Origin of the sequence: Microbacterium sp. JZ37 (assembly GCF_035188445.1) — a bacterium.
Taxonomy (GTDB): Bacteria; Actinomycetota; Actinomycetes; order Actinomycetales; family Microbacteriaceae; genus Microbacterium; species Microbacterium barkeri.
Genome location: NZ_CP045253.1, coordinates 2,748,708 through 2,768,440 on the forward strand (window position 1 = coordinate 2,748,708; position 19,733 = coordinate 2,768,440).

Sequence of the window (19,733 nt, forward strand, 5' to 3'; positions counted from 1 at the left end):
CCGAGACACGGTGGCCCTGCCGACGACACATGTCTCACCCACGGCGGGATAAGCCGCGGGATACCCGCACCAAGTGAGACACGACGTGCCTGGTGCCGGGGCAGGTGACCCCGGCGAACCACGCGTGTCTCACGGCGGACCAGAAAGACCGGCGGATGGCCGCGCAAAGTGAGACATGGAAGCCCACGCCCCACGCCCCCCGCCCTCGCCCCCACGCCCAACGCCTCCGCACCTCCGCCCCCACGCCGCGCGCGACACACGCCCACCCGGCGGCCGGCGCTGGGCCGCGTTGTCGGCGGGGGCGCTTAGCCTCGAAGCGTGTCGGATCTGCAGCGCGTCACCCGATGGGCCGAAGCCCTCATCGCCCAGCACCTCGACGAGAGCTGGAGCTTCGCCTTCGACAACGCCAAGCGCCGGGCCGGCCAGTGCGACTTCTCACGCAAGCGGATCACCGTCTCGCGCTACCTCGCCGCACGGTACGACGACGACACGAACCACCAGACCCTGCTGCATGAGGTCGCGCACGCCCTCGCGGGGCGCGCCGCGGGGCACGGCAAGGCCTGGAAGCGCATCGCCCGCGACCTCGGCTACGTCGGCGGCACGACGCACGACGGCGAGACGGCGACCGAACTCGCGCCCTGGGTCGGCACGTGCCCGGGCGGCCACACGGTGTACCGGCATCGGCGTCCGGCGCGGGCGTCGTCGTGCGTGAAGTGCGCGCCGACGTTCGACCGGCGCTTCCTCTTCACGTGGGAGCGTCGAGAGATCACGCGCGCCGACCGCGTCGCCGCGATGACGCCGCGGTAAGACCCCGGGCCTCCTCACTCGACGCGCCGGTACTCCAGCTCGGGGCGCCCGCGGCCGCCGTGACGCGGCGAGCGCGCCACGACGCCCCCGTCGGCGAGAAACTCCAGGTACCGGCGCGCCGTCACCCGCGACAGTCCGAGCACGTCGGCCACCTCGGATGCCGAGAGCCCCTCGGCCGCGATGAGCTCCGTGACCGCGTCGAGCGTCTCCTGAGAGAGGCCCTTCGGCAGTCCGGGCAGGTTCGTCGTCCGCAGCGCCGCGAACGCCGTGTCCACCTCGCGCTGGCTGAGCGCCGACACGGGCGACCGCATCCGCTCGAAGTACTCGCGGTACGCCCGCAGCTTCGCCGCGAACACGTCGAACGTGAACGGCTTGATGAGGTACTGCACGACGCCGACGGCGACCGCCTGCCGCACCGCGCCGAGCTCGCGCACGGCCGTGACGGCGATGACGTCGATCGCGATCCCCGCCGCCCGCAGCTCGCGGCACAGCTCGAGCCCGTGGCCATCCGGCAGGTTGAGGTCGAGCAGCACGAGATGGATGCGATCGTCGGTCGCGTATGCATCGCGGATGGCCCGGCGCGCGGATGCCGCGGTGTGCGCGGTCCCGACGAGCGCGAATCCGTCGAGGCGGGCCAGGTACGCGCCGTGCGCCTGCGCCGTGCGGGGGTCGTCCTCGACGACGAGGACCCGGATCGGCGTCATGACCGCTCCCCCGCGGCCCCCGCGCCATCCGGCCGCGGCAGCGTCGCCGTGAAGACGGCTCCCCCGCCCGGAGCCTCGGCGACCTCGATGTCGCCGCCCAGCCCGCGCGCGGCCTGACGCGCGAGCGCGAGACCGTAGCCGTGGTCCTGCGCGTCGTCGGACTTCGTCGAGAACCCGCGCTCGAAGATGCGCTCGCGGTCGTCCTCCGCGACGCCGTCTCCGCTGTCGGTCACCTGGAACACGAGCGCATCGTCCTCCGTCTCGCCGAGATACACCTCCACCCAGGCATCGCGGACGCCCGTGCGTGCCGCCCGCCTCGCCGACGCCTCGATCGCGTTGTCGATGAGGTTGCCGAGGATGGTCACGACGTCGGCCGGCGGGAGGCCATGCGTTCCCGGGGCGAGGTGGGTCTCGAAGTGCATCTCCACGGCCCGCTCATGCGCCTGCGCGACCTTGCCGAGCACGAGCGCCGCGATGACCGGCTCATCCACGGCGTGCAGCACGCGGTCGGCCAGCCGCTGCCCGAGGTCGCGCTCCGACGCCGCGAACGCGAGCGCCTCGTCGGGTCGCCCGAGCTCGATGAGCGACGCGATCGCGTGCAGGCGGTTGTCGAACTCGTGCGCCTGCGCGCGCAGCGCATCGGAGATCGTCTTGACTGACGACAGCTCGCCGGCCATCCGCCGCAGCTCCGTGCGATCGCGGAGCGCGAGGATCTCCGCGCGACGGCCGCCGAGCTCGATCTCCGACCGGTCGACGACGAGCTCGCGCGCACCCACCCGGACGACGGCTCCGCCGTCTCGCCCGGTGAGCACGTCGCGCACCTCGGCCGGGAGGGCCGGATCGTCGACCGCGAACGGCGGCTCCTCCGCGATCCCGAGCAGCACGCCCGCCTGGTCGTTCGCGAGCACGACGCGCGCCGCGCCATCCGATCGCGGGCGCTCGACGAGCAGCAGGCCCTCCTCGAGCGAGTGGAGCACCGCCTCGTGCGCGGCGAAGAGCCGCGCGAGCTCATCGGGATCGCGGCCGTCGGTCACGCGGTAGAGGCGGCGGAACAGCAGGATGGTCGCGAGCGCTCCCAGCCCCACGACCGCGAGCGTGGCGAGGCCGACGAGCTGCAGACGCAGCAGGATGGACCCGGTCACGTTCTCGAGTGTCACGCCGGCCGAGACGAGGCCGACGATCTCGCCGTCGTCCGCGACGGGAGCGACCGCGCGCACCGAGGGCCCGAGCGTGCCGGAGTACACCTCGGTGAACGTCTCCCCCTCGAGGGCGGGCGCGATCGTGCCGATGAACGCGCCGCCGATCCGCGCGGGGTCGGCGTGCGTGTAGCGGGTGCGATCGGTGTCCATGATCGTCACGTACGAGACGCCCGTCGCGGCGATGATCCGCTCGACGTACGGCTGCAGCTCGGCCGACGCCGTCGCGACGGCGCCCTCCGGGTCGGCGCCGATGCGCTCGTGAGCGGCGGAGACGACCTCGATCACCGTCGGCTCGCTCGCGAGGGTGAGCACGAGGCTCGTCGAGCGCTCCTCGGCGTCCGCGTGCGCCGCGGTCTGCGCGTCCCACGCGAGCACGCCGAACACGATCGCCCCGCCGGCGAGCAGCACGGCTGTCTGCACGCCGAGCACCCACGCCGCCACGCTGCGTCGTCGTCCGCGCGCGCCGATCCCGGCGCCTCGTCGTGCCATCCCCCCATTGTGTCGGCCGCGCGCCCTCGCCATCCGCCTCTCGACGCGAACACTATGCACGCAAGTCGTCCGGGCCATCCGCCCCGGAACAGGATGAACCCCGCACGCCGGACCGCGAACCCGAGGCTCCGGTGCCCCGAAGGAGAGGACGCACCATGGCGACGACGCCACAGGCCGCGCAGCGCAGGCGCGGCATCGACAAGCAGCACTGGCTCTACATCGCGGTCATCATCGCCGTGGTCGCGGGCATCGCGGTCGGACTCATCTGGCCCGACTTCGGCGCATCGCTCGCCTGGATCGGCAAGGCCTTCGTCGGCCTCATCAAGATGATGATCGCCCCGGTGATCTTCTGCACGATCGTGCTCGGCATCGGCTCCATCGCGAAGGCCGCGACCGTCGGCAAGGTCGGCGGGCTCGCGCTCGGCTACTTCCTCGTGATGTCGACCTTCGCGCTGCTCATCGGCCTCGTAGTCGGCAACCTCATCCACCCCGGCGAGGGGCTCCAGCTCAGCAACCCGGGCTACGAGGTCGAGGGCGAGGCCGAGTCGACGACCGACTTCCTCATGGGCATCATCCCGGCAACGCTCTTCTCGCCGCTCACGGGCGAGTCGGTCCTGCAGGTGCTCTTCGTCTCGCTGCTCGTCGGCTTCGCCATCCAGCGCCTCGGCGCCAAGGGCGAGCGCATCCTCGAGGGCATCCGCCTCGTGCAGGCCGTCGTCTTCCGCGTGCTGACCATGATCCTCTGGGTCGCCCCGATCGGCGCCTTCGGCGCGATCGCCGGCGTCGTCGGCTCGACCGGATGGGGCGCCGTGCTCGCGCTCGGGACGCTGATGATCGGCTTCTACGTCACGTGCATCCTCTTCATCGGCGTCGTGCTCGCCGCCGTGCTGTGGTTCACCGCGCGCATCAACATCTTCTCCGTGATGAAGTACCTCGCCCGCGAGTACCTCCTCATCGTGAGCACGTCGTCGTCGGAGTCGGCCCTGCCCCGCCTCATCGCCAAGATGGAGCACCTCGGCGTCTCGAAGCCCGTCGCCGGCATCACGGTGCCCACCGGCTACTCGTTCAACCTCGACGGCACCGCGATCTACCTCACGATGGCGTCGCTGTTCATCGCCACCGCGATGGGCACGCCGCTGTCGATCTCGGAGCAGATCGGGCTGCTCGTCTTCATGATCATCGCGTCGAAGGGCGCCGCGGGCGTCACCGGCGCGGGCCTCGCCACCCTCGCGGGCGGCCTGCAGACCTACCGCCCCGACCTCGTCGACGGCGTCGGCATCATCACGGGAATCGACCGCTTCATGTCGGAGGCCCGCGCGCTCACGAACTTCACGGGCAACGCCGTCGCGTCGATCGTCATCGCGACGTGGACGCGCGAGTTCGACCGCGACCAGGCGCGCCAGGTGCTCCGCGGCGAGCGGCCGTTCGACGAGGAGACGATGACCGACGACCACGACGAGCCCGACTTCTCGAACCTGCCGGAGCTCCCCGAGGACGGACAGGGCCCGTCGCCCATCTCGCGCGTGATCCGCACCGACGAGGTGCGCGCCGGGCGGTAGTCCCGCTCATCCGCTGCGACGCGGCCCCGGTCGGATGGCCGGGGCCGCGTCGTGCGCGGACGTCGCGCGCCACCCACCCCGCCCAGGTCGCAAAAACCGTCCCCAAACGGCCGAATAGCGGCCGGAACTGCGACCTGAACAGGGCCCCGCCCCCGCCACCCCGCCAGGTCGCAAGAACCGTCCCCAAAACGGCCCAATAGCGGCCGAAACTGCGACCTGAACAGGGCCGCGCGCCGCCACCCCGCCCAGGTCGCAGTAACCGTCCCCAACGGGCCCAATAGCGGCCGAAACTGCGACCTGAACAGGGCCCGACCCCGCCACCCCGTCCAGGTCGCAAAAACCGCCCCCAAAACGGCCGAATAGCGGCCGAAACCGCGACCTGAACAGGGCCAGCCCCTCAACCGAGCGCCTTCGGCCCCCACCCACCCCGCCCAGGTCGCAAAAACCGTCCCCAAACGGCCGAATAGCGGCCAAAACTGCGACCTGAACAGCGCCGCGCCCCTCAGCCCAGGGCCGTGAACACCCCGTCCCGCAGCACGGGCACGACGTCGAGGTCGTCGATCGCCGCGGCGGGCTTCACGTCGGCGTGCCGTGGGTCGCCCTCGAGCTCCCGGCCCGAGCCGCTCGCGGTCAGCAGGTGCTTCACCGCGCGGCGGAGCGCCCGGAACGACTCGGCCGGCACCACGGCCTCGGGCGAGGAGTGGTCGATGCCGAGGTCCGACAGTGCGGCGATCACGGCGCCCGCGCCGAGCTGGTCCTCGACCGTGAACCGCAGCCCGGCGCCATCCCTCTCGCCGGCCGCGATGACGGCGATGCTAGTGCGGGCGCCGCGGCGCTCCTGCTCGGCGAGCACGGCGCGGGCCACGGCCGCCGCGTTGCGCAGAGCACCGGCGAGCACGACCGGTGCGTGCTCCAGCCCAGCGGCGGCCTGCGCGACCGCGGCGCCGTTGATCGAGACGGCGTGCGCGTCGGCCAGCGCGACCTGCTCGCCGCGTGCGACCGCGGCGGCGACGTTCGAGGTGAAGCGGATGACATCGACCACGATCACGACGTCGGCGGGCGCGAGGCGCCGCAGCCCGTCGACGCCCCAGTCGAAGCGCACCTGATACGAGGACTGATCGAACGCGGAGGCCATCCCTCGATTCTCCCCGACCGCCCCGAGTGCTCGGCGCAAGCCCCTGGCGCGGGCGCGGCCGGATGCGGCATCGTGCTGAGGTGGAGACGACGATCGAGATCCGGCGAGCGCGACCCGACGACGCCCGAGGGCTCGCGGAGGTGCACATCCGCACCTGGCGCATCGCCTACGCCCACCTCCTGCCAGCCGAGACGCTCTCGCGCCTGTCGGTGCCCGCACGAGCTCGGCGGTGGGAGCGCATCCTCCGACAGAACCGCAATCCGACGTGGATCGCGCTCGAGGGGGCGCGCGTGCTCGGGTTCGCGTCGTCGGGCCCGGCCCGCGATCCCGAGCCGCCCGCCGAGCGGGAGCTGTACGCGCTCTACCTCGACCCCGATCGCCACGGCTCGGGCGTCGCCGACGCGCTGATCCGCGAGGCGATCGGCGACCGCCCCGCCTACCTGTGGGTGCTCGCGGGCAACGCCCGGGCCATCCGCTTCTACGAGAAGCACGGCTTCACGCTCGACGGCGTCGAGCGCGTCGAGGACGCGGCCGACGGCACGCCCCTCCCCGAGCTGCGGATGGCCAGGGACGCCGGATCGGACGTCAGCGCCCGGAGGTGACGCCGTCGAGGAGCGCGAGCTCGTCGTCGGCGAGGCGGATGGCGCCGGCCGCGACGTTCTCCTCGAGGTGCCCGAGGTCGCCCGTGCCCGGGATCGCGAGGACGTTCGGCGCGCGGTGGAGCGTCCAGGCGAGCCGGATCTGCGCGGGGGTCGCCTCGTGCGCCTCCGCCACCTCCGCGACCTCGGCGGCGCCGGTGTCGTCGTGGCCGCCGCCCGGCAGCGCGCCCGGCACCGCCGCCCCCATCGCGAAGAACGGGACGAACGCGATGCCGCGCTCACGCGCGAGCTCGAGCACGTCGTCGTCCACCCGGTCGGCGAGCCCGTAGCGGTTCTGCACGCAGACGACCGGCGCGACCTCCAGGGCCTCGCGCAGCTGCCCTGCCGTGACGTTCGAGACGCCGATGCTGCGAAGCAGACCCGCGCCCTGCAGCTCGACGAGGGCGCCGAGGTGGTCGGCGAGCGACCCCTCCTCCTTCTCCAGGCCGGCGCCCCAGCGCAGGTTGACGAGGTCGAGCTGCTCGACACCCAGCTGGCGGATGTTCTCCTCGACCTGCGCGCGGAGCTGCTCGGGTCGCGCGTAGGGCTCGAACTCGCCCTCGCGGCTGCGGGAGGCTCCGACCTTCGTCGCGAGGACGAGCTCGTCTCCGTAGGGCTGGAGCGCCGTCGCGATCAGCTCGTTGGCGGATCGCGTCGCGAAGAAGTAGAAGGCCGCCGTGTCGATGTGGTTCACGCCGAGCTCGACGGCGCGGCGCAGCACCGCGATGGCGTCGGAGCGGTCGCGCGGCTTCGGGTCCCATGGCATGCCGGTCAGGCGCATCGCGCCGAAGCCGAGGCGGTTGACCGTGCGGTCGCCGAGCTGCCAGGTGCCGGAGAGCGCTGCGGAGGGGGCGAGGGTGTCATTCTGTGCGGTCATGCCCTCAGCGTGCGACGGCCGCGACGGGAATCCGCTCCCGTGGCAGGTTGTTGCCACGAGGGGCTGCGGCACGCGGCCGCTGACGAGCATGGAGGGCATGCCGACCATGACCCGGACCGACGAGAGCGTGACCGTCGTGCGCGGCGAGGCCGAGGTGATGCGCCGGACCGCCCACCTGTTCGCGACCGCGCGCGAGATCACGTGCGCCGCCAACGAGTTCGCGAGCTGGCGCTGGGAGGCGGATGGCCCCGCCGCGATGCCCGAGCCGGCTCGCGATGCGAGGGTGCGGAAGGTCTTCCGCAGCGGCGCCCTCTTCGACCCGGGCTGGGCGCAGCGGATGGCCGCGATCCGGCATCACCCCGCCGTGTCGATCCGCGTGACATCCGACGAGGTGAACGAGACGATCATCCTCGACCGGCGCGTGGCCATCCTCGCGGGAGACCGGCGCGCCGGGGTGCGCAGCTACAGCATCCTCACGCAGCGCGACGCGGTGCAGGGGGTCACGTCGCTGTTCGAGGCCGCGTGGCGCGCTTCGACCGACCTCGATGTGCACGATGCGGCGAGCGCCGAGATCCGCGAGCTCGCCCCGCAGGTGCTCGACCTGCTCAGCCAGGGTGTGAAGGACGAGTCGGCCGCGCGCGCCCTCGGGCTCAGCGTGCGCACCTACCGCCGTCGCGTGGCCGAGCTCATGGAGGCGCTCGGCGCGGAGTCGCGCTTCCAGGCCGGCGTGCGCGCCCGCGAACTCGGACTCGTCTAGCCTCCGCCGCCGCGGCGCCGCCGGTGCGACACTGGAGCATGCGGATCCTGCAGAAGCTCGTCCTCGACTGCGACGCCGACGCCGCCTGGCGTGCGCTGCACTCGCCCGCCGTGCTCGCGGAGCTCTACGGCCCGATCGTGCGCATGCGGCCGCTCGGCGCCGATCCGATGCCGCTCCAGTGGGAGTCGGGGTCGGACGCGGCCGTCCAGCTCGACACGGGGGCCATCCCGCTCGGCTCTCAGCTCATCGCGACCGTCGACCGCGAGAAGGAGGGCGGCGCCGTCCGCATCCTCCGCGACGTGGGGATGCCGCTCACCGGTCCCCTCGGCTCCCTCGACGTCTGGGACCACCAGATGGCGGTCTCGGCGACGGCGGATGGCCGGACGCTGTGGCGCGAGCGGCTCACGATCGGCGGTCCGACCGCTCCCCTGCTCTGGCTGCCGCTGTGGGCCATGTGGCAGGTGCGCGGCGTCCGCCTGCGGAAGCTCGCCCGCACGTGGGCGTTCGATCCGGAGGCGGACGCGGCCGAGGCCGGCTGAGCTCCCGTCAGTCGGCGGCCAGCGCCTCGACGGGTGCGATGCTCGTGGCCAGTCGCGTCGGCGTGACCGCCGCGACCACGGTGAGCACGGCCATCGCGGCGACGATCGCGAGCACGGGCGCCCACGGCACAGCGGGCAGGACGAGCGAGCCGGCCGGGCCGCCGGGGTACGTCGGCACCGACCCGAGCAGCGACTGCGCCCCGGCCCATCCGTAGGCGATCCCGAGCACGAGGCCCGTGACGAGCGAGGCGAGCGTGATGTGCGTCGCCTCGAGGAGCACCATCGCGCGCACCTGGCGGCCGGAGAGGCCGAGCGAGCGCAGCAGCCCGAGCTCGCGACGCCGCTGCACGACGCCGATCGTGAGGAGGTTCACGAGGCCGACCGCCGCGATGACGGCCGACACCGCGACGAGCCCCATCATGATGTTCGCGAAGGTGTCCATGATCACCGAGAACTCGCTGTCGAGCTCGCCGCCCGCATTCGCCGTGAGCACCGCCTTGGCGGTCTCGGTCGCGACGGCGAACATCGTCACGAGCGTCACGCCCATGACCACGCCGATCGACATGCGGCTCGAGCGCTCCGGATGACGCAGCGCGTTCTCGGACGCGAGCACCGCGGTCGCCGACCTGCCGAACCAGCGCCCGACCATCCGGAGCACGGGAGGCATGACCGTCGTCGCGCCGAGGACGAGTCCCGTGAACGAGAGGAGCCCGCCCGCGAAGGCCGGGAGGACGCCGAGCGGCGTCACGAACCCGCCCACGACGCCGACCCCGAGGAGCACGGCGCCGATCGCGAAGAGCACGATCGCGAGCACGTTGCGCGCGGGGCGCTGCGAGACCGCGTCGTGGGTCCGCTCGACGGACCCGCCGAGCGCCTGGAGCGGCGTGACGGTGAGCACGCGACGCGAGCCGACCCACGCGGCCGCCCACGTCGTGAGCACGACGATCGCCGCGGGGAGCACGAGCACGGGCTGCGCGACGACGTAGCCGTGCCCCGCGACGCCGAGCAGGCGATCGCCCAGCGCCGTTCCCGCGTAGGAGAGCCCCACGCCCGCAGCGAGCCCGATGAGGGCGCCGATCGCCCCGACGACAAGGCCCTGGCGGCCGACCTCGGAGCGCTGCGAGCGCGCGGACGCGCCGATGAGGCGCATGAGGGCGATCCGGCGCACGCGACCCGCGACGATCGTCGAGAACGTGTTGGCCGTCACGACCGCGGCGACGTACATCGCGACCGCGGTGAGGAGCACGCTGAGGATGGCGACGACGATCGCGAGCGTCTCGGAGTCGCCGATGTACGGGTCGTTCTGCAGGACGGCGCCGATGTAGCCGGTCGTCGTCACGAGGGTCACGCCGAACGCCGCCGACAGCGCGGCGACGAGCACGCTCGCGCCCATGCCGCGCTCGCGCAGGAAGGCGAGCCGAGCGGATGGCCGGACAGCGGCCATCCGGTCAGGTGCCGCGGCGACCGCGGTCATCGCGCGGCTCCCGCCGTGGGGATGGCCGACGTCGCGGGAGCGGTCTCCGCCGCGAGCATGTGCGCCGAGATCTGCTCGGGCGTCTGCCGCGGCTTGTCGGCGACGATGCGGCCGTCGCCGAGGAAGAGCACGCGGTCGGCGTAGCTCGCGGCGAACGGATCGTGCGTCACCATCGCGATGCTCTGGCCGTGCTCGCGGCTCGCGGCGGCGAGGAGGGCGAGCACCTCGCGCCCCGTGCGGGAGTCGAGGTTGCCGGTGGGCTCGTCGGCGAAGAGCAGGTCGGGGGCCGTCGCGAGCGCCCGCGCGATCGCGACGCGCTGCTGCTGCCCGCCGCTCAGCTCGTGCGGCTTGTGGCGCAGGCGCGGCGCGAGGCCGAGCGTCTCGATGAGCCCGTCGATGCGCGCGCGCTCGGCGCTCGACGGCTTGCGGCCATCCAGGTCGAAGGGGAGCTGGATGTTGGCCTGCACGTCGAGCGTCGGCACGAGGTTGAACGCCTGGAAGACGAATCCCACGCGGCGCCGACGGAGGATCGTCAGCTCCTCGTCGCGCATCCCCGTGATCTCGGTGTCGCCGATCCAGACGCGTCCGCTCGAGGGCGCGTCGAGCCCCGCCATGATGTGCATGAGCGTGGACTTGCCCGAGCCGGACGGCCCCATGATGGCGGTGAACTGGCCGCGTCGGATGCCGACGCTGACGCCGTCGAGAGCACGGACGCCGTTCTCGCCGGCGCCGTACTGCTTGGTGAGCTGCTGCACGCGCGCGGCGAGCCCCATGTCGGTGGTCGTGATCTCCATGCCTACGACGCTAGGAACCGACCCCCGTCGCGGTCATCGCCCGCCCGGCTCATCCCGCTACATCGCGAGGATGATCCCGCGCGCCTCGCGGAGGATCGGGTCGGCCGGCTCCTCCGTCATCGGGCGACTCGCCCACAGCATCCCGCGCTCGATGATCGTGCGCACGCTGACATCCCGGAGCACGCGGAGACTGTGGCCGGGCGTGGCGACGAAGACACGGCCTCTGCCCCAGCGCCGCGTCCAGACCGCCGGCGCGGTCGCCGTCCACTGCCACGGGCGCGAGGGCAACGCCGGGTAGGTCGTCGTCGCCAGGACGTCGTTGCCGTCGTCGGCGAGCACCCAGTACTGCTCGGTGCGCAGCGTGAAGTCCTCGAGACCGGTCATGATCTCGTGCGAGCGGCCGCGATCGGCGATGTCCACGGTGTAGCAGAGCACGTCGTCGTGCGCGTCGCCTCGGCGGCCGTCGACCCGTCGGGCCGGGTGCGCCACCGCGCGCGCCCCGATCAGCTGCCGGTAGCCCGCACTGCCCGGATACGAGTCGACGATGCCGCCGTGCCAGCCCGCGAGGCCCGTGCCGCGCGCGACGGCACCGCGCAGCCCGGCCAGCGCCTCGGGGGAGATCTCGGACGCCGTCACGCACTGCACGATGAGGTCGGTGCGCTCCATCTCCGCCTGGTCGGCATAGATCTCGCTCGACTCCGAGATGCGGACCTCGAACCCGCTCTCCGCGAGGAACGGCACGAAGAGGTCCGTCGCCTCGACGGGGCGATGTCCCTCCCCGCCGCCGCGGACGATGAGCGCCCGACGGGCCCTCATACAGCCGCCTTCCCGGAACCGGCGGGCCGCAGGTCGGCGCGGCTCTCGATCATCGCTGTCGGTCCTGTCGTCGTCATGGACTCGTCCCTTCCACCTCGACGGGATGTACGCGTGGGGAAACCCTGCCACCGGGCGGTGGTCGAGCGGGCGGGTTTGCGCAAAAATGTCGGCATGCGCCTCACGCCGGATGTGACCCTGACGTCCGTCGCCGAGCGAGCCGGCGTGAGCGTGGCGACGGCCTCCCGGGCGCTGCGAGGGAGCGGGGAGATGTCAGACGACACCCGTGCGCGGATCGCACGCGCCGCCGCGGAGCTCGGCTACTCGGCCGTGGGCCGGCGGCGAGGCCGCCCGCGGCGCGGCACCTCCCTGATCGACCTCGTGCTCGGGCACTTCCACGACCCCTACACGCAGGAGATCACGGCGGGCGCTCGCACGACGGCGTCCGCGCTCGGCTACGACCTCGTGCTGACGACGGAGCGCGACGATCCCGCGGACGACTGGCCGGAGCGGATCCGGTCGCGCGGCTCGGCGGGAGTCATCATCGGGCTCATCGTCCCGACCAGCACCCAGATCGCGACCATGCGCGCGGCGGGCATCCCGCTCGTGCTCATGGAGCCGCCATCCGAGGCCTCGCGCCCGCTCCCGAGCCTGCGCATCACGGATGCCGCGGGTGGCGAGGCCGCCGCGCGGCACCTCGTGCAGAACGGCGCACGCCGCTTCATCGCGATCGGCGGAGCCCCGTCGTATCGGTACGGCCGCGCCCGCGTCGACGGGTTCACGCGCGCCCTCGAGGACGCCGCGCCCGGTGCCCCGTACGTGCGCACGAGCGCCGACTGGAGCGCGTGGGACGCCCAGCGCGCGTGCACGCGGGCGCTCGCCGAGCTCGGCGAGCTCGGCGGCGACGGCCCCATCGGCGTCTTCTCGTGCTCGGACGAGATGGCCGCAGGCGTCTACCGCGCGGTCGCCCAGAGCGGGCGGAGCATCCCGCACGACGTCCTCGTGGTGGGATTCGACGACGTGCGCAGCGCGCGCTGGCTTCACCCGCCGCTCACGACCATCCGACAGCCCATCCGCGAGGCCGCGTCGGAGGCGGTGCGGATCCTCGCCCGCGCGGCCGCGGGCGAGGATCTCAGCACGGAGCCGATCGTCATGCCGACCGAGCTCGTCGAGCGCGCGTCGACCCGACGCGCGGGGCGCGCCGGCCTCAGCCCTTGAACGCGCCGTCCATGATCCCCGCCACCATGCGGCGCCCGACGAAGAAGAACACGATGAGCAGCGGGAGGGTGGCCATGAACGAGCCGCCCATGGTGAGCGCGAGGTCGATGGTCCGGTTCGCCTGAAGCTGCTTGAGGGCGATCTGCACGGTGAAGAGCTCGGGCGACTTGAGCACGATGAACGGCCACATGAAGTCGTTCCACACGCCCGTGAAGGTGATGAGACCCAGCACGAACGCCGCCGGTCGGACGATCGGGAACCCGATGCGCCAGAAGATCTGCCAGCTGCTCGCACCGTCGATGCGCGCGGCGGCCATCAGCTCGTCGTTCAGCGTCGTCGCGAGGTGCTGGCGCATCCAGAAGATGCCGAAGGCGCTCGCGAGCCCGGGCACGATGATGGCCTGGAGCGTATCGACCCACGACAGCCACGAGATGATCAGGTACTGCGGGATCACGCTCAGCTGTGCCGGCACCGTCATCGTCAGCAGCACGATGAGGAACAGCACGTTCCGCCCGGGGAAGGTCAGCTTCGCGAAGGCGAAGCCGGCCAGCGCGCACAGCAGCGCCGTGGCGACGGCCACCACGAGCGAGACGAACACGCTGTTGAGCAGGGACTGGAAGAAGGGCACCGTCTCGAACACCTTGGCCGCGATGTCGAAGAAGTTGAAGCCCGGGTAGAGCCGCGGAGGGCTCGACGTGACGGCCGTCGCGCCGACCGACGCGATCACGAACATGTAGTACAGCGGGAACACGCTGATCAGGACCGCGACGATCAGCAGCGCGTACACCGGCCATCCGACCCGGCCGACGCGGCCGCCGTTGCGCGTGCGGCGGCCCGTGACGATCGCCTCCGTGCGCGGCGCGGCGAGCGCGCCCTCGTCTGTCAGCTGCGACATCAGCGTGCCCTCCTGGTGCGGGTCGTGAGGAAGAAGTTGATCAGCGACGCGACGACGACGATGACGAACAGCGCCACCCCGATCGCCGACCCGTAGCCGAACTCGAACTGCCCGAAGCCCTGCTCGTAGAGGAACAGCGCGAGGGTCTGGCACTGCCGGCCGCCGCCGCAGGTGAGGCCCGACTCGGGGGCCACGAGGAGCGGCTCGGTGAAGATCTGCAGTCCGCCGATCGTGGACATGATCACGGTGAAGATGATGATCGGGCGCAGCGACGGGATCGTGAGGTGGATGAACTGCTGCCATCCGGATGCTCCGTCGACCGAGGCGGCCTCGTACATCTCGCGCGGAAGCGCCTGCAGCCCGGCGAGATAGAGGAGTGCGTTGTACCCGAACCAGCGCCACATCACCATGGACGAGATGACGATCCAGGATCCGACCTGAGACGACAGGAAGTTCACCGCCGGCGCCCCGACGAGATCGAGGATCCAGTTGATGAGCCCGAAGTTCTTGTCGAAGATCTGCGCGAAGACGAGCGCCGTCGCCGCGACGGAGGTGATGTACGGCACGAGGAGCGCCATGCGGAAGAAGTTCGCGAACTTCAGCGCGGCGTGGTTGAGCAGGTGCGCGAGCCCGAGCGCCAGGAGGAGCTGCGGGATGGTCGAGATGAGGAAGATGCCGAACGTGTTGACGAACGCGTTCCAGAACCGGGGATCCTGGAAGAGGCGCTCGAAGTTGGCCAGGCCGACGAACGTCTGCTCGCCGACCGGGTTCCAGTCGAACAGCGCCACGTAGAAGGTGAACAGGAGCGGGAAGAGCCCGAAGATCGCGAAGATCACGAAGAACGGCGCGATGTAGAGGTACGGCGCGATGCGCTCGGCGAGCGGCTGTCTGATGGGGCGAGCGGATGCCCGCTCGGGGCTGATCCGCGGTGCGCGGATGGCGGTCGCAGTGGCGGTCATGGGTCCTGCCTCGGTGAGGACGGCGACCCGCCGACAGGCGGGTCGCCGTCGATCGAACGGTGGGTCAGCCGCCCAGCGCGGCCCTGACGCTGTCGAGGCCGGTCTGCCAGGCCTCGTCGGGCGGGACGTTGCCGGCCTCCATGTCGACGAGCGCGTTCAGGAGGGCCGCGCCGATCGCACTCGTGTCCGGCCCGTTGTAGAACGAGTTGAACTGGGTCACGGACTCGCTCATGATCTCGCCGATCGGCGAGTCGCCGAAGAACGGGTCGGTGTACTGCCGCACCTCGTCGCTCTCGAGCGCGGCCTTGGCCGCCGGGAACGTGCCCGTGACGGAGAAGTGCTCGGTCTGCCCCTCCGGAGAGAGCATCGTCTCGATGTACTGCCACGCGGCGGCGGGGTTGTCCGCGCGGGCAGGGATCGCGATGACGCTTCCGCCCCAGTTGCCGCCGGTGCCGGGGATCGAGGCGATGCGCCATTTGCCCTCGGTGTCGGGGGCGTCCGTCTTGAGACCGGACAGGATCCATGACGGAGCGGTCGTCACCGCGAAGGATCCGTTCGCCTTGCCCGGCCCCCACCCCGAGGACCAGGCGGCGATGCCCGCGCTGATGCCGGCCTCGTAGGTGCGGACCGCGACGTCGAAGGCCTCCTCGACCTGCGGATTCGAGTCGTAGATGAGCTCGCCGTCGTCGGAGTAGTACTTCTCCGTGACCTGGTTCACCGTCGAGAAGAAGACGCTCGTCTCGACGTTGTCGACGAAGGGCTCCCCTGTCGCCTCGGTGTACTTCTCGCCCATCGCGATGAAGTCGTCCCAGGTCGCCCACATCTGCGCGACCTCGTCCGGATCGGTCGGCAGCCCCGCCGCCTCGAACAGGTCGGCGCGGTAGGCGAAGGCCAGGCCGCCGACGTCCGTCGGGATCCCGATGATCGAGCCGTCCTCCGCGGTCGCCCCCTCGACGGCCCAGTCGAGGTACCCCTCGCCGATGTCGTCTCCGCCGAGCGTGCGCAGGTCGACGAAGTTGCCCGGGTTCTCCACGAACTTCGGCAGGTCGTCGTTCTGGATCATCACGAGGTCGGGGACCTTGCCCCCGGCGAGCGCGGCGGTCAGGGCAGTGGCCGTCTCCGTCGTGCTGCCGACCTCGGTCAGCTTGACCTTCGCGTCGGGATTCTGCTCGAGGTAGCGGTCGACCGAGTCCTTCTGCCCGATCCCGGTGAACGACCAGAACTCGAACTCCGCGTTCGGGTCGTCCGAGGCTGATCCTGATCCTCCCGACGTGCACCCGGACAGCGCCAGGGCGAGAGCACCGATTGCCGCGATGGGCAACGCCAGACTGCGACGATTCACAACAGCTCCTCTTCTTCGGGGATGGCGGGGCGTCTCGAGAGAACCCGCGCGAGAGATCGTTCTCTCGTTCGCGGTCACAGTAATCCACATCCGAGACGGGAGCAACCCGCGTCCTGCGAGGCGCGCGATTCCCTGGATCCGCCACGCGTCCACCCCATCCGTAACATGGGGGTTGCGCGCGGCCAGCGGCCTCGCCTCGGCCGCGCAGAGAACGTGCAATGATCAGCCTGTCGGAGAGATCGATCTTCGAGGGGATGAACTCCGTGGAGGAGCCATGGTCCGACCCACCATCGTCGATGTCGCCCGGGCGGCGGGCGTCTCACGCGCCACGGCGGCACGGGTGCTCGCCGGCGCGACGAACGTCGACCCGGTGATGACCAGCGCGGTCGAGCGCGAGGCGCAGCGCCTGGGGTACGAGACCAACGTCGCGGCCCGTGCCCTCCGCGGCGGACGAGCGGGGGCGGTGGGGCTCGTCGTCGCGTTCGAGGAGCTCGGGGGTCTGAGCGGCACGTTCTTCGCTGCCGTGATGAAGGGGGCCGCGAAGGCCCTGTCCGTCGGCGAGGTGCAGCCCGTCCTCCTGCCGGCCGACCAGGAGGACATCGAGCGCGTCCCGCGCTTCCTGCGCTCGGGGGCGCTGGACGGCGCGATCGTGATCCTCCAGCACGAGATCTCGCACCTCGTCGAGCGCCTGGCGGACTCCCCCGTGCCGATCGCCTGGGTCGGACGCCCGCACGCCGACATCGGGCCGGAGCCCATCATCGTCGACTCCGACAACTACGGCGGCGGCGTGCTCGCGGCGCGCGCGCTCGTCGAGGCCGGCCGCCGCTCCATCGGGATCATCACGGGGCCGCTCGACCTCGAGCAGGCTCGCGAGCGCACCCGCGGATGGACGGACGAGCTCGCACGGCACGGGATCGCCCCCGGGCCGATCGTGCACGGCGACTTCAGTCTCGACAGCGGCACGGCCGCGATGGCCCGGCTCCTCCGCAGAGAGCCCGATCTCGACGGGGTCTTCGCCGCGTCGGACCTCATGGCCGCGGGGGCGCTCAGGGCGCTGCAGGCTGCGGGGCGCAGGGTGCCCGCCGATGTCTCCGTCGTCGGATTCGACGACGTCCTGCTCGCGGCCACCTCGGATCCGCCGCTCACGACCATCCGCCAGCCGCTCGAGGCGATGGGGAGAGCCGCCGCGGAGACCCTTCTGGCGACCATCCGCGGGCTGCCCGCCGAGAGGATCCAGACCCTGTCGACGTCCCTCGTGCGGCGCGAGTCGCTGTAGGGGCGGCTTCAGGCCAGGCCGTGCTCGAACGCGAAGACGACGAGCTGCACGCGGTCGCGCAGGGCGAGCTTCGTGAGGATGCGGCTGATGTGCGTCTTCACGGTCGCCTCGCTGAGGAACTCGCGCTGGGCGATCTCGGCGTTGCTGAGCCCGCGGGCGGCGAGCGCGAAGATCTCCTTCTCGCGGTCGGTCAGCTCGCCGAACGCGGGCGGCGCGGGCCGCGGCGCCTCCGCGAAGTGCGCGAAGAGCTCCCGTGTCGCGGATGCCGCGATGACCGACGACCCGGCATGGACGGTGCGGATCGCCGCGAGGAGGAACTCGGGGTCGGCGTCCTTCAGCAGGAAGCCGCTCGCCCCTTCCCGGATCGCGCGCGCCGCGGCCTCGTCGAGGTCGAATGTCGTGAGCATGACGACCTTGGGCGGGTCGGGCTCGGCGAGGAGGTGCGAGGTCGCGGCGAGGCCGTCCATGACGGGCATGCGGATGTCCATGAGGACGACATCGGGACGGGTCGCCCGCACGACGGCGATCGCCTCCTGCCCGTCGCCCGCCTCGCCGACGACCTCGAGGTCGGGCTGCGACGCCACGACCATCCGGATCCCGGCGCGGAACAGCGCCTGGTCATCCACGAGCACGACCCTGATCATCCGTCTCCCCTTCGTCGCTCCACTCTTTCACGCACCCGCACGTGTCTCACTTTCCCCGGCTTTCCCGGCGCCATACCCGCACGAAACGAGACACGCAGGATCGGGGCGCGCCGGGACGGGCGGGTCATACGGGGAGCGTCGCCTGCACGACCCAGTCGGCGCCCTGCGGGCCGGCATCGAACCGGCCGCCGACGAGCTCGGCGCGCTCGCGCATGCCGATGAGCCCGTGGCCCGCCGACTGCACGGGCGGAGCGTGGAGCACCTTCGTCCGCGCCGTCGTGACCGGCACCGGATGCGTGTCCGACGAGACCCTCCGGTTGCGCACCGACAGCGCGACGCTTCCCGGCAGCCACGCGAGGTGGACGTGCACGGGCCCGCCGTCGCCGTGCCGCATCGCGTTCGTCGTCGCCTCCTGCAGGATGCGGTACACGGCGAGCTGCACGGACGCCGGCGGCTCGCCGGGCGGCGCGGGGTCGACCGTCACCCGGAGGTCGACGCCCGCGGCGCGCACGTGCGCGTACAGCTGCTCGAGGTCGGCGATCGTCGGCTGCGGCCCCTCGGCCTGCCGATGCCGCAGCTGGGTCAGGAGCATCCGCACATCCGACAGCGCGGAGCGCGCGGTCTGACTGATCGTCGCGAGCGCCTGGGTCGCGGCCTCGGGGTCCGCGGCGGCCGCGTACCGGGCGCCATCGGCCTGCGCGATGACCACCGCGAGCGAGTGCGCGACGACGTCGTGCATGTCGCGCGCGATGCGCCCGCGCTCCTCCTCCGCCGTGGCCCGCTCCTCGGCGAGCAGCTGCGCGCGCCGCGTCTCGCGGTTTCGGATGACGACGCGGAAGAGGGCGCCGAGCGTCCAGGCCAGAAGCAGGCTGAAGAGCGCCGCGCCGAACACGAGCATGAGCGACAGCACCGCCTGCAGCGGCGAGCTCGCTCCGCCGACGTATCCGACGTAGCCGATGCCCGCGATCGCGGGACCGAAGACGAACAGGTAGAGCGCGACGCAGAGCGCCCCCGCGCACGCCGAGGCGAACCCCACCCAGAAGACGACGCGCGAGCCGTAGGCGGCGACCGCGAAGAGCACGACGAAGATCGCGACGTTCGCCGCCATCGGCTGCTGCCCCGTGCCCATCTGCACGAACGCGCCGATCCACGCGACCGCGAGCGACAGCGCCGGTGCGGAGCGGCTCAGCATGAGCGCGGTCGTCATGAGCGCGAGCGTCGCCGCGCCCCCGATCCACGAGAAGCCGTCGTCGTAGGTCGGCAGCAGCACGGCCGCGAAGAGGAGGAAGAACGCGCCCGTGAAGCCGTCGAGGATCCACTGCGCCGCCGACACGCGTCGGAAGAGCCCCCGCCACCGTGTGCGCAGGGGCGTGCTCGTGCTCGTTCCGGCGCCGTCCATCCACACCACGGTACGGGCCGGCGCGCGGCGTGGCATCCGCCGTGCGGCGTATCCGCCATCCCTCGCGAGTCGCACGGCTGAGCGGATGGCCGCGCTGCAGCCCCGAGGACGACCTGCGTTGCGTCATGTGACGCTCTGTTTCGCCGCGTGTGACGGTCTGTTGCGCATGCGCGCGAGCCCCTCACCCTCCGCTCCCTAAGCTCGACCCACATCGA

The 19,733-nt window shown here is 72.0% G+C and carries 19 protein-coding genes; 7 read left to right on the forward strand and 12 right to left on the reverse strand.

The genetic code is table 11. The annotated features are described in order from the left end of the window. Positions 1–318 precede the first annotated feature (318 nt). Positions 319–807 carry a SprT-like domain-containing protein gene (locus GC092_RS12755; RefSeq protein WP_271174452.1) on the forward strand — a complete coding sequence of 163 codons (489 nt, stop codon included), beginning with the start codon at positions 319–321 and terminating at the stop codon, positions 805–807. Between the two features lie 14 nt (positions 808–821). Here the strand turns inward: GC092_RS12755 and GC092_RS12760 are convergent, their stop codons facing one another. Together GC092_RS12760 and GC092_RS12765 are read right to left on the reverse strand one after the other, a co-directional pair. After that, entirely contained in the window at positions 822–1,511 is a 690-nt protein-coding gene (locus tag GC092_RS12760; protein WP_324012352.1) for a response regulator, read from the reverse strand. Beyond that, positions 1,508–3,199: a sensor histidine kinase gene (locus tag GC092_RS12765; protein ID WP_324012355.1), complete on the reverse strand. Its 1,692-nt coding sequence runs from the start codon at positions 3,197–3,199 to the stop codon at positions 1,508–1,510. Before GC092_RS12765 ends, GC092_RS12760 begins: the two co-directional genes overlap by 4 nt. 155 nt (positions 3,200–3,354) lie before the next feature. Here GC092_RS12765 and GC092_RS12770 point away from each other — a divergent pair, with 155 nt between their 5' ends. After that, positions 3,355–4,758 (forward strand): cation:dicarboxylate symporter family transporter, encoded by a 1,404-nt coding sequence (locus GC092_RS12770; protein WP_324012358.1) that lies wholly within the window; start codon positions 3,355–3,357, stop codon positions 4,756–4,758. A 502-nt stretch (positions 4,759–5,260) separates the two neighbouring features. Here the strand turns inward: GC092_RS12770 and GC092_RS12775 are convergent. Then, the gene (locus tag GC092_RS12775) at positions 5,261–5,893 is read right to left on the reverse strand and encodes a 2-phosphosulfolactate phosphatase (RefSeq protein WP_324012360.1); all 633 of its coding nucleotides are present in this window, start codon (positions 5,891–5,893) and stop codon (positions 5,261–5,263) included. A gap of 80 nt (positions 5,894–5,973) precedes the next feature. Between GC092_RS12775 and GC092_RS12780 the strand changes: the two genes are divergently transcribed. Continuing rightward, complete coding sequence (locus GC092_RS12780; protein WP_324012361.1) at positions 5,974–6,495, forward strand: GNAT family N-acetyltransferase; 522 nt, start codon at positions 5,974–5,976, stop codon at positions 6,493–6,495. On the opposite strand, the gene GC092_RS12785 is transcribed toward GC092_RS12780, so the two are convergent. Beyond that, on the reverse strand, positions 6,479–7,408 hold the full coding sequence (locus GC092_RS12785; RefSeq protein ID WP_324012363.1) for an oxidoreductase: 930 nt from the start codon (positions 7,406–7,408) through the stop codon (positions 6,479–6,481). The genes GC092_RS12780 and GC092_RS12785 overlap by 17 nt on opposite strands. Positions 7,409–7,505: 97 nt before the next feature. On the opposite strand from GC092_RS12785, the gene GC092_RS12790 reads away from it, so the two are divergent. Together GC092_RS12790 and GC092_RS12795 are read left to right on the forward strand one after the other, a co-directional pair. Then, complete coding sequence (locus GC092_RS12790) at positions 7,506–8,165, forward strand: DNA-binding response regulator (RefSeq protein ID WP_324012365.1); 660 nt, start codon at positions 7,506–7,508, stop codon at positions 8,163–8,165. A gap of 38 nt (positions 8,166–8,203) precedes the next feature. Continuing rightward, entirely contained in the window at positions 8,204–8,704 is a 501-nt protein-coding gene (locus GC092_RS12795; RefSeq protein WP_271174438.1) for a hypothetical protein, read from the forward strand. 7 nt (positions 8,705–8,711) lie between these two features. Here GC092_RS12795 and GC092_RS12800 read toward each other — a convergent pair whose 3' ends face one another. From GC092_RS12800 to GC092_RS12810, 3 genes are read right to left on the reverse strand one after another with little or no spacing between them, the layout of a single operon-like run. Further along, entirely contained in the window at positions 8,712–10,178 is a 1,467-nt protein-coding gene (locus GC092_RS12800; RefSeq protein WP_324012367.1) for an FtsX-like permease family protein, read from the reverse strand. Beyond that, the gene (locus GC092_RS12805) at positions 10,175–10,972 is read right to left on the reverse strand and encodes an ABC transporter ATP-binding protein (RefSeq protein WP_324012369.1); all 798 of its coding nucleotides are present in this window, start codon (positions 10,970–10,972) and stop codon (positions 10,175–10,177) included. The genes GC092_RS12800 and GC092_RS12805 overlap by 4 nt, the downstream gene beginning before the upstream one ends. Before the next feature lie 57 nt (positions 10,973–11,029). After that, positions 11,030–11,788, reverse strand: coding sequence for a ThuA domain-containing protein (locus tag GC092_RS12810; RefSeq protein ID WP_324012370.1), 759 nt, complete (start codon positions 11,786–11,788; stop codon positions 11,030–11,032). Between the two features lie 171 nt (positions 11,789–11,959). Here GC092_RS12810 and GC092_RS12815 point away from each other — a divergent pair, with 171 nt between their 5' ends. Beyond that, entirely contained in the window at positions 11,960–13,003 is a 1,044-nt protein-coding gene (locus tag GC092_RS12815; RefSeq protein WP_324012371.1) for a LacI family DNA-binding transcriptional regulator, read from the forward strand. Here the strand turns inward: GC092_RS12815 and GC092_RS12820 are convergent. The 3 genes from GC092_RS12820 to GC092_RS12830 form a co-directional block, all read right to left on the reverse strand. Continuing rightward, complete coding sequence (locus GC092_RS12820; RefSeq protein WP_324012372.1) at positions 12,993–13,898, reverse strand: carbohydrate ABC transporter permease; 906 nt, start codon at positions 13,896–13,898, stop codon at positions 12,993–12,995. The genes GC092_RS12815 and GC092_RS12820 overlap by 11 nt on opposite strands. Continuing rightward, positions 13,898–14,857 carry a carbohydrate ABC transporter permease gene (locus tag GC092_RS12825; protein ID WP_324012373.1) on the reverse strand — a complete coding sequence of 320 codons (960 nt, stop codon included), beginning with the start codon at positions 14,855–14,857 and terminating at the stop codon, positions 13,898–13,900. Before GC092_RS12825 ends, GC092_RS12820 begins: the two co-directional genes overlap by 1 nt. Before the next feature lie 64 nt (positions 14,858–14,921). Then, the gene (locus tag GC092_RS12830; RefSeq protein ID WP_324012375.1) at positions 14,922–16,178 is read right to left on the reverse strand and encodes an ABC transporter substrate-binding protein; all 1,257 of its coding nucleotides are present in this window, start codon (positions 16,176–16,178) and stop codon (positions 14,922–14,924) included. A 295-nt stretch (positions 16,179–16,473) separates the two neighbouring features. Here GC092_RS12830 and GC092_RS12835 point away from each other — a divergent pair, with 295 nt between their 5' ends. Further along, complete coding sequence (locus GC092_RS12835) at positions 16,474–17,475, forward strand: LacI family DNA-binding transcriptional regulator (protein WP_324012377.1); 1,002 nt, start codon at positions 16,474–16,476, stop codon at positions 17,473–17,475. 8 nt (positions 17,476–17,483) lie between these two features. Here GC092_RS12835 and GC092_RS12840 read toward each other — a convergent pair whose 3' ends face one another. Together GC092_RS12840 and GC092_RS12845 are read right to left on the reverse strand one after the other, a co-directional pair. Further along, positions 17,484–18,119, reverse strand: a complete 636-nt coding sequence (locus GC092_RS12840; RefSeq protein ID WP_271174433.1) for a response regulator — start codon at positions 18,117–18,119, stop codon at positions 17,484–17,486. Between the two features lie 124 nt (positions 18,120–18,243). Beyond that, complete coding sequence (locus GC092_RS12845; protein WP_324012379.1) at positions 18,244–19,518, reverse strand: sensor histidine kinase; 1,275 nt, start codon at positions 19,516–19,518, stop codon at positions 18,244–18,246. Positions 19,519–19,733: the final 215 nt, after the last annotated feature.

Coding starts and splice junctions, on each gene's coding strand:
- GC092_RS12790 (WP_324012365.1), top strand. CDS start 7,506: ATGCCGACCATGACCCGGACCGACGAGAGCGTGACCGTCGTGCGCGGC.
- GC092_RS12825 (WP_324012373.1), bottom strand. CDS start 14,857: ATGACCGCCACTGCGACCGCCATCCGCGCACCGCGGATCAGCCCCGAG.
- GC092_RS12770 (WP_324012358.1), top strand. CDS start 3,355: ATGGCGACGACGCCACAGGCCGCGCAGCGCAGGCGCGGCATCGACAAG.
- GC092_RS12760 (WP_324012352.1), bottom strand. CDS start 1,511: ATGACGCCGATCCGGGTCCTCGTCGTCGAGGACGACCCCCGCACGGCG.
- GC092_RS12800 (WP_324012367.1), bottom strand. CDS start 10,178: ATGACCGCGGTCGCCGCGGCACCTGACCGGATGGCCGCTGTCCGGCCA.
- GC092_RS12785 (WP_324012363.1), bottom strand. CDS start 7,408: ATGACCGCACAGAATGACACCCTCGCCCCCTCCGCAGCGCTCTCCGGC.
- GC092_RS12775 (WP_324012360.1), bottom strand. CDS start 5,893: ATGGCCTCCGCGTTCGATCAGTCCTCGTATCAGGTGCGCTTCGACTGG.
- GC092_RS12810 (WP_324012370.1), bottom strand. CDS start 11,788: ATGAGGGCCCGTCGGGCGCTCATCGTCCGCGGCGGCGGGGAGGGACAT.
- GC092_RS12820 (WP_324012372.1), bottom strand. CDS start 13,898: ATGTCGCAGCTGACAGACGAGGGCGCGCTCGCCGCGCCGCGCACGGAG.
- GC092_RS12835 (WP_324012377.1), top strand. CDS start 16,474: ATGGTCCGACCCACCATCGTCGATGTCGCCCGGGCGGCGGGCGTCTCA.
- GC092_RS12805 (WP_324012369.1), bottom strand. CDS start 10,972: ATGGAGATCACGACCACCGACATGGGGCTCGCCGCGCGCGTGCAGCAG.
- GC092_RS12795 (WP_271174438.1), top strand. CDS start 8,204: ATGCGGATCCTGCAGAAGCTCGTCCTCGACTGCGACGCCGACGCCGCC.
- GC092_RS12815 (WP_324012371.1), top strand. CDS start 11,960: ATGCGCCTCACGCCGGATGTGACCCTGACGTCCGTCGCCGAGCGAGCC.
- GC092_RS12840 (WP_271174433.1), bottom strand. CDS start 18,119: ATGATCAGGGTCGTGCTCGTGGATGACCAGGCGCTGTTCCGCGCCGGG.
- GC092_RS12765 (WP_324012355.1), bottom strand. CDS start 3,199: ATGGCACGACGAGGCGCCGGGATCGGCGCGCGCGGACGACGACGCAGC.
- GC092_RS12845 (WP_324012379.1), bottom strand. CDS start 19,518: ATGGACGGCGCCGGAACGAGCACGAGCACGCCCCTGCGCACACGGTGG.